Here is a 12,570-nt window from a genome sequence, read left to right as displayed (position 1 = left end):
CATCCCCAGGTGCTCGACGACCCGCCGCGCTGAGCCGCCGGTTCAGTCCGCCCGCCAGATCCGGCTCCACAGGTCGGTGCCGCGGATGACCTGGACCCGCCAGGGAGCCAGCCGCAGCACGTGCAGCTCGGGATCGTCGGGGCTCTTCCAGAAGTTGCCCAGGTCGTAGCCGGCTCCGGGCGGGCTGCCCGCCCGGTAGAGGTCCCACACCCGGCGTTTCACCTCCTCGTCCTCGACCCACCCGGCCACGGTGTCGACGCTCACGGCGTTCTGGCGGGGACTCCAGTAGGAGAAGGTGGTGTGCGGGTTGTTCGCCAGGTGCGCCGCCTTGACCGGCGTCCGGTACGTCGCGAGCCAGCCGAGGGGGCGACCGTCGACCACCTCCCAGATCGGGATCAGGACGCGGGCCCGGGGGCGTCCCTTGGCGTCCACGGTCGTCATGGTGGCGTAGACGATGTCGCCGACGTAGGCGTTGAACTGGCTCTCGATCTCGGTGAACGAGGTGACTGCGGTGGCCATCGGTCTCCTCCGTGATGGTCAGGGTGATGGTCTGGGTGGTGGTCAGGCCGGAGCGGGCGCGGGTTCGGGCTCGCCGCTGCCGGCGCGGGCCCGGATGCCGAAGGCGGTGACGATCACGCCGAGGACCGCGGCGGCCACGGGGACGGCGAAGGCGGTCTGGAGGGCGCCGAGCCGCTCCTGCGCGGTGGTGGCGTCGCCGAGCGCGGCCACGGCGGTCACCGCCGACAGCCCGAGCGCCGTGCCGAACTGGATCGAGGTGTAGAGCAGGCCGCCGGCCAGCCCGTGCTCGTGTTCGGCGACCCCGTCGGTGGCGGCCATCGTCAGCGGGCCGTACGCCAGCGAGAACGCCAGGCCGAGCAGGAGCATGGTCGGGAGCATCGCGGCGTAGGTCCAGTCCATCCCGGCGGGCAGGAACAGGGCGTAGGCCACCGCGGCCAGCACGAGACCGCCGAACAGCACGCGGGCGTTGCCGAACCGGTTCACCAGCCGCGGCGTCAGGGTGGGGGCGAGGATCGTGTCCAGGCCGATCACCAGCATGGCCAGACCGGTCTGCAGAGTGCTCCAGCCGCGGACCTCCTGCAGGTAGAGGGTCGCCGCGAACTGGAATCCGGCGAACGAGCCGACGAACAGCAGCGCGCCCAGGTTGGCTCGGACGAGCGGGGCCGAGCGCAGGATGCCGAGCCGCACCAGCGGGTCGGGCGAGCGCCGCTCGATCACGACGAAGGCCGCCAGCAGTGCCAGCCCGGCGGCGAACGTCGCCACCGTGCCCGCCACGCCGTCGCCGGGGTGCTCCAGCCGGATCACGCCGTACACCAGCAGCAGCATCGCGCCGGTGATGGCGAGCGCGCCCGCCAGGTCGAACCCGCCCCCGGCCGGTCGGCGCGGCGGTGCGGTCTCCCTGACGAGGGGCACCGCCGCGGCGAGGATCAGCATCGACAGCAGCACCGGCGCGAAGAACACCCAGCGCCAGCCGATCGAGGCCAGCAGGCCGCCCACGACCAGCCCGAGCGAGAACCCGCCCGCGGCCGTCCCGGCGTACACGCCGAGCGCCCTGGTGCGCTGAGGCCCTTCGGGGAAGTTGCCGGTGACCAGCGCCAGCCCGGCCGGTGCCATGAACGCGGCCGCCACGCCGGTGACGAACCGGGCGACCAGCAGCATCCAGCCCTCGGTGGCGAAACCGCCGAGGCCGGAGAAGACCAGGAAGACGGTCAGCCAGAACAGGAACATCCGGCGGCGGCCGAGGACGTCGGCCACCCTGCCGCCCAGCAGCATGAAGCCGCCGTACCCCAGCACGTAGGCGCTGACGACCCCGCTGAGCATCCCGGTCGACAGGCCGAGATCGGCCCGGATGGCCGGCAGCGCCACGTTCAGCATCGCCACGTCGATGCCCTCCAGGAAGACTGCTCCCGCCAGGACGAACAGCACGCTCCAGGCGCGTGCGTCCATACGGGTCTGCGATGTGGACATCGTCGGTTTCCTCTCAGCAAGGAGGGACCGGAGCCTCGGTATTCAAAGTGCCTGCCAGTTCCCTCTTGTAACCAAGCAGCATGCTGGAGGATCCTGGGGGCATGGAAGACGGCACATCAGAATTCCCCGGTTACTGCGGGGATACCGGCGGCGACTACGACGTTCTTCAGTGGGACATACGGGAGGGCTGCGAGGTCCGGCAGATCCTCGACCGCGTCGCGGACAAGTGGTCGCTGCTCGTCATCGCGCTGCTCGACAAGCGCAGCCTCCGCTTCACCGAGCTCCGCCGCATGATCGACGGGGTCAGCCAGCGCATGCTCACCCGCACCCTGCGGCATCTGGAGCGCGACGGGCTGGTGAGCCGCACCGTGCACGCCACCGTGCCACCGCGGGTCGACTACGCGCTCACCCCGCTGGGCGCGACCCTGCACGAGACCATCCGCGCGCTGGTCACCTGGACCGAGGGCCACCAGAACGAGATCGCCGCCGCCCGTGCGGCCTACGACGTGCGCGTGGCGGCCGAGCAGCAGGCGACGGCGGAGGAGACGGCCCGGCGGGAGGCCGTCGCCAGGGGCGTGCTCACAGCCGGGCGCTGACCCTGTCGGCGGCGTCCGCGGCGTCCGTGGAGTCCGCGGCGAGATAGCCCGCGAGCAGGCTCTCGGCGACCGCCTCCACGCTGGAGTCGTCGGGCAGGAAGTCGGGGCTGTGCAGCCCGGCCTCGGTGTCGACGCCGACGAACATCATCAGCGACGGCACCACCGCGCCGTACTGGGCGAAGTCGTCCCCGCCGCACGAGCGCAGCTCCTCGCTGACCGTACGGCCCTGCTCCCGCAGCAGCTCCCCGGCCCGTACGGCCAGCGCAGCGTCGTTGACGAGCACCGGCTCGCCGGGGAAGACCTGCACGTCCGCCTCGCAGCCGTGTGCCGCGGCCACGTTCCGCACCTGCTCGGTGAACCGCGCGTGCAGGGTCTCGCGCCAGCTCCGCGACAGCGTCCGCAGCGTCCCCCTGGCCACGGCCTCGCCGGGGATGGCGTTGGGCGCGGTGCCGGCATGCACCGTGCCGAAGGTCACCACGGTCGGCACCATCGGGTCGGTCACCCGGCTGACGAGCTGCTGGGCGGCCACGATGACCTGCGCCATGGCGGCCACCGGGTCGCGGGCGAGGTGCGGGTAGGCGGCGTGCCCGTCCCTGCCCCTGATGGTCACCCGGAACTCGTCGGCGGAGGCGTTGACCGGGCCGGGCGTGCAGGCGATCACGCCCGGCTCCAGCACGGGCTGCACGTGGGCGCCGATCATGGCGTGCACCCGGTGGCGTTCGAGCGCGCCCGCCTTGACGATGTCCCGGGCGCCCGACGGGAAGCTCTCCTCGCGCGGCTGCAGCACCACCATCAGCGGCGCGACCCGGCCGGTGCCGTCCGCGACGGATTCCAGGCCGCCGTCACGGGTCCCCCGCCTGCCCCGCAGGATGGCCCCGACCCGGTCGACCGCCCGGGCCAGCGCCACCACGGCGGCCAGGTGGACGTCATGGCCGCAGGCGTGCATGGCGCCGTTCGTGGCGGCCCACGCGACGCCGGTCCGCTCGACGATGGGCAGCGCGTCGAGCTCGCCGCGCACGCCGACCGCCGGGCCGCTGCCGCCCACGCGCAGCATCGCGCCCGTGCCCGCCACGTACTCCACCTGCCCGTCGGGGAGCGCTTCGAGCACGCGCTTGAGCGTCGGCCCCTCCTTGCCCGAGACTCGTGGCTGGGCGTGCAGCTCCCGCCTGAGCTCCTGGGCGGCGTGCAGCTCCCCGCGGAGCACCTCGCGCAGGAGCACGTCCCTGTGATGCGATCCCGTCACGCGGCAGCCTCCAGGCCGTAGACGCGGCGCGCGTTGCCGGCGCCGACCATGGTGACGACGCGCACCGCCTGCTCGGAGGAGAAGTCGCCGTCGGCGACGAAACGGCCCAGCACCCGGGCCATCGCCCGCCGCCACAGCACCGCCCCGAGGTGGTGCAGCTCGGCCGGCCCCCATCCGTCGGAGGAGAACAGCAGCTTGGCGAAGGGCGCGACCTCCAGGCACTCCGCGACCACCGCGTCGCTCCTGGCGCCGGTGTAGTGCACGGCCAGGCCGGCGTCGAAGTAGACATGCGGGTACGCCTGCGCCAGGTAGCCGGCCTGGCGCTGGTAGGGGTAGCAGTGGAGCAGGACCATCGGCACGCCCGCCGGCTCGGCCAGCTCGATCAGGCCCCGCAGCAGCAGCGGGTCGGAGCGGCGCAGGTCCAGGTCCGGGTCGCCGTAGCCGATGTGGAACTGCAGCGGCAGCCCGCGGTCCAGGCCGGTCCAGATCAGGTGCCGCAGCAGCACCGGGTCGTCCAGGCGGGCACCGCCCGCGGCCAGCCAGCGGCCCGCCGCCTCGGTCACCTCGGCGGGCTCGGGCGGTGCGGGGTCGAAGTCGAGGCCGTGCCGGTAGGCGACGATGGTTTTGAGGCCGCGCGCCGACCTGGTGCGCTCCCACAGCACTTCGGCGAAGCGGGCGGCGAACCCGCCGGCCGCCACCCCTGCCGCGGCGACCTGCTCGGCGACGGTCTCCAGGCGCACCACCTCGTCGACGGGGACGCCGGTGACCTCGGCCATGCCGGAGGTGCCGAGGATCTCCTCGGCGCGGTAGCCGGTCTCGATCAGGTAGTGGCCGACGCCCGAGGCGCCGAGCAGCCGCCGGTTCACCTCGTCCGCGCCCAGTCTGGCGCGGCGGGCCAGATACGCCTCGGGCGGGACGTGCGGCTCCAGGCCGAGCACGGGGGCGCAGTGGCGCAGGATCGCGTAGCCCACCTGGGAGTCGAACTGGGTCATCCACTCCGGCACCGGCCGGTCCGACTCGGTGATCAGCTGCTCGAACGCGGTGCGCGAGAGGTCGTGCCCGCTCGCGCCGTGCGCGTGCTGGTCGACCAGCGGCAGCTCCTCGATGACCCGGAACAGGCCGGCGGGGATGTCGAGATCAGCGGACACGGGCGCCCTTCCGGTGGCTTCCCGCGCGCGCCGGATGGTTGAACACGTCGGTCATAGAGGAACGTCCTACCCCAGTGGAGAACAGCGGCATCACCCTGACCGTGCCCGCCACCGGGGCCGATGAACGTGGGGACGGGCACGAGATCCGCGCCCGCCCCCTCGCCTCAGGCGGCCGCCCTGGCCGCGATCGCCACGCCGGCCTGCCGGGTCTCGCCGCTCACCGTGACGGCCACGGTGACGTTCCCCGCACGCAGGGCGGTCAGCGTGCCGCTGCCGGGATCGAGCACGGCCACGTGCCAGGGCTTGGCCGTGGCGCGCGGCCCGACGTGCAGGTTGGGCGAGCCCGACCAGCGCGCCGACACCGGGTGGACCGCCGGGACCACGCGGGCGCCCTGCCGGACGGTGGCCGTCACCTTCGCCGGGGCGCCGACCGCGACCGTGGCGGGGACCGTCAGCGTGAGGTCGTCCACGTGCGGGCGGACCTGGGCGCCGATCCACGAGGGCGCGTCGGCGAACCAGTTGCGCCTGACGTGCTCGGCCTCCTTGGCCGTCACGGGGTCCACGCCCCACAGCGACCAGCCGGTGAAGCCGCCGTCGTCGGGCGGGGTGGCCGGGTTCTTACCGGAGTTGCCGTTGATGAAGTACGGCACCGCGTCCACGCGGGCGGCGTTGAACGTGCCGACGTGCGCGCCGATGTAGGCGGCGCCCTTGCCGGTCTCCCGCTGGAAGTCGGCCAGCCAGCCTTCGACCAGCGCCGCCTCCTTGCGGTCGCCGAGCTGGCTGCCCTTGCCGGGCGTCGGGTCGCGCGGCGGCACGTGGAACAGCACCGCCACCGAACCGACCGCGTCGTCCTCGGCCGCCTTGTCGAGCTCGGAGCGCAGCAGGGCGATCTGCTCGAAGCCACCGCCCCGCAGGTTGAGCCGGGAGGTGTCGAGGGTGATGAAGCGGGTGCCCTTGTGGTCGAAGCTCTTGTACGTCTCGCCGAAGGCGGCCTTGAAGTTGTCGATCTTGCCGCCCATCACCTCATGGTTACCCGGGATGTAGTGATATTTCAGCTCACCGCCGAGTTCCTCATCGAGGATCCTCTTCGCCAGCGCGAAGTCCTCCGGGGACGCCTCGTCCACCAGGTCACCGTTGATCAGCAGGAAGTCGGGCTTGGCGGCCTTGATCTCCCGCAGGGTGCGGCGGGCGTTGCGGACGATGTCGCTGTCGGGGTCCCTGGCCACGAACTGGGCGTCGGACATGACCGCGAACCGCCACGGCATGTCCGCCACCTGCGGCCTGACCACCGGGTCGGCCACCTTGGCCGGCTGCGGCGTCTCGACCGACGGCGGCACCTTGGCGACCAGCCCGTCGATCACGATCTCGTTGGTGTACTTCGCGTCGGCCTTGGTCTCCGCGACATAGAAGCGCCGCAGCTTGAGCGGGTAGCTCACACCGGGCGGCACCGCGAACTCGACGTACTTCCAGCCGGTCCACGTCATGTACGGCCCGCGCAGGATCTGCGACTGCCCGAGCGCGTCGTAGAACTCGAGGCTGGGCCACTCCCCCTTGCCGGTCGAGTGGATCCACAGCCCGAAGGCCTGCGGCTGCCCCTCCACCACGATCTGCTGCGGCGGGCTGGCGTAGGCGGCGCGGGTGGCGGTGGACTGGGTGAAGTCGTAGGCGAGCTTGAGCCCGCCGCCGTCCTGCCCCGGCGCGGCCGACAGCGAGCCGGTGGCGCGCGCGGCGGCGAAGGTCCACGAGGCGGCGTCGTCGAAGCCGGCGACCGCCCTGTCCTCGAAGCCGACCGTGACGGGCACGGCCGTGCTCAGCTTGCCGACCTTGGCGGTGATGAGTCCCGATCCGGTGGCCTTCTTGGCCTTGACGGTGAAGAAGCCCTGCTCGGCCGGGGTCACCTCGAACAGCTCGCGGTCGTAGTCGAGGGTGAGGTCGCCCGGTTCGATGGGGGCGGAGTTGCCGTTGCGGTCGTAGCCGACCACGCCGAACGCGGCCGTCCCGTCGGCGCCGGGCAGGCCGACGCGGTCGGTGGTGGCGCCGAGCCGCTGCAGGGGCTGCAGCACGGTCAGCTCCAGGGAGCCCTTGGCCTGGCCCTTGGAGGCGGTGACCTCCGCCTGGCCGGGCACCAGGGCATGGAACCTGCCGTCCCGGACGACGCCGTGCACGGCCGGGGTCGAGCGCCAGCTGGGCGTCCCGGCGGCCGGGCCGTACGTCTCGTCGTAGCCGGCCGCGGTCAGCCGGCGGGTGAGGCCGGGGAAGACGCGGTCGGGGCGGCCGCCACCGGCCGGGGAGACGCCCGGCGCCTTGGCCGGGTCGCTCGCGGTCTCCAGCCAGAAACCCTTGAGCTTGCCGCTGCCTTCGGGCGCGTAGAGGGCCAGGCCGTTCGGCACGTGCCGGAGGCCACCGTCGGACGGGGTGTTCTCCACCTGGGCGCCGGCCTGGCCGGGCTCGCGGGCGAGCATGGTGGACGAGCCGCCGCCGTCGAGGTTGAGAGCGTTGGCGGCGCCCAGCTCGACCATCATGGCGGCGAGCTCGTCGAGCGTGACGCCCCGGCTGTCGACCTGGCGGCCGTCCACGGTGAGCAGGTACATCTTCGTGCCGTCGGCGGAGAAGCCGACCGCGGTGCGCGGGTGGGCGGCCTGGTCGGTGGAGTGCTGCGCCTGGCCGTCCTTGACCAGCACGTAGTTGCCGCCGACGGCGGCCTTGACGTCGCTGCCGTCGGAGCTCTTGGGCCGGTAGGCCACCTCGACCGCGTCCCCGGGCTTCAGCGCCGCCAGGGCGGCGGCCCCGGCGTCGCGGCCGAGCAGGATCGTGGTGCCGGCCGGGATCGGGCCGCTGCCGGCCGCCTGTCGCACGGCGGCGACGACCCCGTCGACGAGCTCGACCTCGGTGACGGAGGTGGCGCCCTCGACGGCGCGGGCCCTGGTGTAGGAGCCCCACAGCGGCGTGAACAGCCCGACGCCGTCGTTCTGCACGATCTGGTTGAACTGGGTCAGCTTGACCGGCGAGCCGCCGCCCGGCGTGGCGGTGCCCTCGAAGTACATCTTCAGCACCCTGCCGACACCGTCACCGGTGATCGCGACGGCGTTCTCGTGGCCGGCGACGGGCGACTGGACGAGCGTGCCGTTCTGCACGCCGATGCCCTGGGCGGCACCGGAGTTGTTGATGTCGAAGAAGTCGCCGTTGACGGCCGCGACGGCGCGCGAGCGGGTGGCGGGCCCGGACAGGGGCTCGGTCTTGGACACCTCGCCGGAGAACACGTAGTCGGCCTTCGTACCGCCGCCGAGGTCGGCGGTGAGGGCGTCGGCCCTGAGCCAGCCGAGCGAGTCGTAGCGATCGAAGGAGGTCAGGGAGATGCCGGGGGCGACCGGCCTGGTCTTCTTCGCCGTGTCCAGGCCGTCGCCCGGCGCGGCGGCGGCGAGCAGCGTCGAGGGGGGCGGGTAGGACGACGCCTTCGGCGCGTCCTCTGCGGGGGGTGCGGGATCGGCCTGCGCGGGGGCTGCGGTCAGGGCCATGGGGCCTAACACGAGCGCCGCGGCGGCCAGTAAACGGAGGGTCTGCACGACCGAACTCAATCGCCCATGGATATAAGTTTCAAGGCTTGCGGATGAACTAAAAGAAAATTTCAGCCCTGAACGCCCGCCGTCCCGCCCCTACACCTTTTCGGCGACGACGCCGGCATGGCCGCCGCTCTCGTCCGCCACGTCCTCCTCCGGGTCGTCCGCCGGTTCGGCGGCCGTCGGCCGCGCCTCGTCCGGAGCCGAGTTGATCCCGGCGTAGAGGACCAGCGGCACGGCCAGCGCGACCACCATGGACAGCACGGCGGTGCCCGAGTCGTTGACCAGCATGCCCACGACACCGCTGACCAGCGCGCCGATCAGCCCGGCCCGCAGCATCGGGGCCCGGGCGAACGCCAGCGGCACCACCCCCGCGCTGATCTTGCCCGGCCGCATGATCGCGAAGATCAGGAACGCCAGGCCGGCGATCACGATCGGCATGAGGTTCGGCGAGAGCATGGTGTTGAGCATCGCGCCCAGCTTGCGGGCGATCATCGGCAGGAACGTCCCGTCGATCACCTGGCCGACGAACCTGCCCAGGTGCGTCTGAGACGCGGGAGGCCGCAGGAAGTCCAGCACCGCGATCACCGACACGGCCACCCCGCCGAGCGCGCAGAAGCCGATGAACTTCGCCACCGACACCCGCTGGCCCGCCACGAGCAGCGCGGTGACCGCGATACCCGGCACGAACGCGATCACGCCGCCGAAGTCGCTGCCGATCCCCGGCCAGCCCGCCAGCAGCATCGCCACCACGCCGAGCCCCGTCACCAGCCCGACCGCGACCCGCCTGCGCCCGGCCCGGACCAGATGGTCGGCGGCGACGGCCGTCGTCATCAGCACCGCGGTGGCGAGCAGCGCGAAGGGGATGTTGGCCAGCCCGTAGTAGCGGCCGCCCACCACGGCGGTGTAGCCCATGAGGCTGTTGAACTGCATCGTCGTCCCGCTCAGCAGGTCGGCCACGAGCACCGCGCCGGTGATCGCCGCCACCACCGCCGGCGGCCCGAGCGCGGTGCGCCGCCACGGACCGGCCATGGCCAGGCCCATGATGGCCGCGGCGATGGCGAGCACCCCGCCGACCAGCAGCGCCACCGGGTAGTCGCCGCGCACCCACGGCAGCAGGTTGACCAGGTAGGTGGAGACGGGGATGGCGGCGATGCCGAGCGCGGCCACCCCGACCGCGGTGGCCTTCCTGCGCCGCGACAGCACGTAGTAGGCGATCGAGTAGAAGGCCACCTGCAGGATCGCGAACCCGGTGAAGAACAGGCCGGTCGTGCTGCGCACGCTCGTGCCCATCAGGTCCGAGCGGCGCAGCTCGGCCACCGACTCCGCCAGGGACGCGGACTCGCCGGCCCGCCACGGCACGCCGATGACCGTCGGCGGGATCTCGATGCCCGCGGCGCTCAGCACGGTGGGTGTGATGTCGGTGAGGATCACGATGTCGTCGCGCCGGGTCGAGCTGGTGCCGAGATAGGCGCCCGTGGCCTCGGCCCTCTTCCACATCGCCACCCGCAGGTGCGGCGACGACCCGTGGTCGCCGATCCCGGCCAGCACCACCTGGGTGCCGGCGGGCAGCTTGGCGAGCACCGCGCCCACCTCGGCGTCGGCGGCGCGCACCGCCTCGCGGCGCGCGGCGGGAGCCAGCGCCTCCGGCTCCTTGGGCAGTCTGCCGTCGGCGAGGTACGGCGTGATCAGCTCGTCGACGTCCACGGCCAGCACCTGGCAGCGCGTCCAGTCGGCCAGGGCTGCGGGCTCCTCCGCGTACACGTCGACCTTGCCGTCACGGTCGGCCAGGGCGAGCGCCGCGCCCCTGCCCACCGCCGTGGTGCACTGGCCCGCGGCGTGCACGGCGGAGCCGAGCGTGCCCACGTACCCGCCGTCACGCTTGGCGAGCAACTCGGCGAAACCGGGCACCCGCGCTCCCTCGCCCTGCCTCTCGGGGACGGGCGGCAGGCCGCACTGCTGACCGTAGGCGGAGCGCATGCCCGCCGAGACGGTCATCCAGCCGTCGAACGGGCAGGCTACGGTGCCGAGGGTCTTGACCGAGACCGAGCCTCGGTCGCTCTGCCCGGCCAGCCGCCACAGGTTGGGCGTGAGCCGCTCGTCGACGTCGTCCCAGAGCAGCCCCGGCACGCCGACGAACGCCACCCTGCCGGCGGCTCCGGAGACCTCCGACGCGCTCGCGGCCGGGCCGACGGCCGCCGCGCTCCCGGCCGGCACCAGCCACCACAGCGTCGACGCGACCAGCAGGAACAGCGCCCACCTCACCGTTGGCCCCCATCCGGAGAAGGAGCCCGCGAGGCGGAGATGACCCCCCGGCCGTCCGCGGCGCTCATGTCAGGAAACGTGGGCAACCTAGCACGGGTCACCCGTGATTACCCCTCCTTCACGATCCCCGAACGCCTGACCAGGCCGCCGGATCGGATGGGTTAGGGTTCCGGAGTCCCTGTGGAGTGACCGGTGAAGTAGCTGGAGGTAACCTGCGTGGCCCCTCGATACCTGTACCTGGTCCGGCACGGTGAGGCACTGCCGGACGAGAGCGGGCTGAGCGCCGCGGGCCGCCGGCAGGCGGAACTGCTCGGCAGGCGGCTACGGGAGGTCCCGCTCTCGGCGATCCACCACGGCCCGCTGCCGCGGGCCGCGCAGACCGCCCGGTTGATCGCCGCCCAGTTGGACGGGCCGGACGCGCAGGTGTCGGACCTCGCCGGAGACTACGTCCCGTACGTGCCCGAACCCGGGGAGCTGCCACCCGAGGCGGCCGGCCACCTGACGGCTTTCCTCAGCCACTTCGGCCAGGAGGAGCGCGAGCAGGGCCACGCGCTGGCGCAGGAGGCGCTCGAACGGTTCACCGGACCGGCGGCCGGCGACGAGGAGCGCCACGAGCTCGTCGTCACGCACAACTTCCTGGTCGGCTGGCTGATCAGGGACGCCTACGGCGCTCCCCCGTGGCGGTGGCTCGGGATCAACCACGCCAACGCGGCGCTGACCGTCATCCGCTACGCGCAAGGGCGCCTGCCTGCCGTGCTCGCGCACAACGACATGGCCCACCTGCCCGCCGAGTTGCGCTGGACCGGGTTCCCGCCCGAGCTGCGCGTCTGACACACCGCGCCCGTCACCCGCCTCACCAGAGGGCTCCTATCACGATGCCCGCCACGATCACGGCGACGACGGTGAAGCGGATCGCCGCCATGCGCGCCCGGCGCGCGAAGTCCCGCCCGGAGGTCCTCATCTGTCAGGCGTCGGGGTCGAGGCCGGCGCGCTCCTCCAGGCGGGCGATGCGCTGGAGCAGGGGCTGGAGCTGCTCGCGCACCGCCGCGGCCAGCACCTGGGCGGTGCCCGCGGCAGAGCCCGCAGCCGCGCCCGCAACCGCGCCCGCCGGCGGCTGGGCCTGCGCGCGCAGGTGGACGTACCCCGCCAGGGCCGCGACCACGGCGCGTCTCGTCAGCCGGGCGTCGGCGCCCACCCCGCGCAGGACCTGACCCGCCGTCCCTTCGGGCTCGGCGACCAGCCCCAGCAGGAGATGCTCGCAGCCGATGTAGTTGTGCCCGAGCGAGGTCGCCTCGGTGACCGCGAACTCCAGCGCGTTGGCCGCCGTCGCGTTGAACCGCCGCGCCTCCCCGGCCTCGGGCTGCCGCGCGGGCGCCTGCCGGGCGAGGTCGCGCCGCACCTGCTCGGGGTCGACGTCCATGGCGCGCAGCACGTGCAGCGCCAGGTTGCCGCCCTCGTCGAGCATGCCGGCGAGCAGGTGCGCGGTGCCGACGGCGGCGGCACCGTCCGCGCCGGCGCGCTCCGCGGCGAGCTTGAGCACGGTGCGCGTCCTGGCCGTCAGGTGGGTCAGCGCTCCGGTGGGCTGCTCGAGGTCGACGTCGGTCAGCACCGTCTCCCGGATGGCGGTCACCCGGCGCACCGCCTGCTCCAGCGCACGCTGGCAGACCGCCGACACCGGCACCCCCGCCTCCTTGACCGCCTCTGCCAGCTCGTCCGGCAGGTACACATTGATCTTCGGCATCGCTGCTCCTCCGCGTCGAAAAGTAACCCCACTA

9 protein-coding genes are annotated in these 12,570 nt (G+C 73.1%); 2 read left to right on the top strand and 7 right to left on the bottom strand.

Going from position 1 to position 12,570, the window contains the following annotated elements:
• Positions 1 to 42 precede the first annotated feature (42 nt).
• Both V5E28_RS06180 and V5E28_RS06175 read right to left on the bottom strand, forming a co-directional pair.
• Positions 43 to 519, bottom strand: a complete 477-nt coding sequence (locus tag V5E28_RS06180; protein WP_336205393.1) for a pyridoxamine 5'-phosphate oxidase family protein — start codon at positions 517 to 519, stop codon at positions 43 to 45.
• A 42-nt stretch (positions 520 to 561) separates the two neighbouring features.
• Positions 562 to 1,986, bottom strand: a complete 1,425-nt coding sequence (locus V5E28_RS06175; protein WP_336205392.1) for an MFS transporter — start codon at positions 1,984 to 1,986, stop codon at positions 562 to 564.
• A 101-nt stretch (positions 1,987 to 2,087) separates the two neighbouring features.
• On the opposite strand from V5E28_RS06175, the gene V5E28_RS06170 reads away from it, so the two are divergent.
• The gene (locus V5E28_RS06170) at positions 2,088 to 2,582 is read left to right on the top strand and encodes a winged helix-turn-helix transcriptional regulator (RefSeq protein WP_336205391.1); all 495 of its coding nucleotides are present in this window, start codon (positions 2,088 to 2,090) and stop codon (positions 2,580 to 2,582) included.
• On the opposite strand, the gene V5E28_RS06165 is transcribed toward V5E28_RS06170, so the two are convergent.
• The 4 genes from V5E28_RS06165 to V5E28_RS06150 all read right to left on the bottom strand — a co-directional run bounded on the left by V5E28_RS06165 (position 2,566) and on the right by V5E28_RS06150 (position 10,795).
• Positions 2,566 to 3,825 (bottom strand): M20 metallopeptidase family protein, encoded by a 1,260-nt coding sequence (locus V5E28_RS06165; RefSeq protein ID WP_336205390.1) that lies wholly within the window; start codon positions 3,823 to 3,825, stop codon positions 2,566 to 2,568. The two genes, V5E28_RS06170 and V5E28_RS06165, sit on opposite strands and share 17 nt — an antisense overlap.
• Positions 3,822 to 4,973, bottom strand: coding sequence for an amidohydrolase family protein (locus tag V5E28_RS06160; RefSeq protein ID WP_336205389.1), 1,152 nt, complete (start codon positions 4,971 to 4,973; stop codon positions 3,822 to 3,824). Before V5E28_RS06160 ends, V5E28_RS06165 begins: the two co-directional genes overlap by 4 nt.
• Positions 4,974 to 5,137: 164 nt before the next feature.
• Complete coding sequence (locus tag V5E28_RS06155) at positions 5,138 to 8,536, bottom strand: phosphodiester glycosidase family protein (RefSeq protein ID WP_336205388.1); 3,399 nt, start codon at positions 8,534 to 8,536, stop codon at positions 5,138 to 5,140.
• Between the two features lie 90 nt (positions 8,537 to 8,626).
• Positions 8,627 to 10,795 (bottom strand): hypothetical protein, encoded by a 2,169-nt coding sequence (locus V5E28_RS06150; RefSeq protein WP_336205387.1) that lies wholly within the window; start codon positions 10,793 to 10,795, stop codon positions 8,627 to 8,629.
• Positions 10,796 to 11,011: 216 nt separating this feature from the next.
• Between V5E28_RS06150 and V5E28_RS06145 the strand changes: the two genes are divergently transcribed.
• Complete coding sequence (locus V5E28_RS06145; RefSeq protein WP_336205386.1) at positions 11,012 to 11,626, top strand: histidine phosphatase family protein; 615 nt, start codon at positions 11,012 to 11,014, stop codon at positions 11,624 to 11,626.
• A 133-nt stretch (positions 11,627 to 11,759) separates the two neighbouring features.
• Here the strand turns inward: V5E28_RS06145 and V5E28_RS06140 are convergent, their stop codons facing one another.
• Positions 11,760 to 12,536: a Clp protease N-terminal domain-containing protein gene (locus tag V5E28_RS06140; RefSeq protein ID WP_336205385.1), complete on the bottom strand. Its 777-nt coding sequence runs from the start codon at positions 12,534 to 12,536 to the stop codon at positions 11,760 to 11,762.
• Positions 12,537 to 12,570 lie beyond the last annotated feature (34 nt).

Source organism: Nonomuraea sp. LPB2021202275-12-8, from assembly GCF_037044575.1.
In the GTDB taxonomy this organism is placed as follows: Bacteria; Actinomycetota; Actinomycetes; order Streptosporangiales; family Streptosporangiaceae; genus Nonomuraea.
This window is presented reverse-complemented; position numbering and strand designations above follow the sequence as displayed.

Coding starts and splice junctions, on each gene's coding strand:
- V5E28_RS06170 (WP_336205391.1), top strand. CDS start 2,088: ATGGAAGACGGCACATCAGAATTCCCCGGTTACTGCGGGGATACCGGC.
- V5E28_RS06180 (WP_336205393.1), bottom strand. CDS start 519: ATGGCCACCGCAGTCACCTCGTTCACCGAGATCGAGAGCCAGTTCAAC.
- V5E28_RS06140 (WP_336205385.1), bottom strand. CDS start 12,536: ATGCCGAAGATCAATGTGTACCTGCCGGACGAGCTGGCAGAGGCGGTC.
- V5E28_RS06175 (WP_336205392.1), bottom strand. CDS start 1,986: ATGTCCACATCGCAGACCCGTATGGACGCACGCGCCTGGAGCGTGCTG.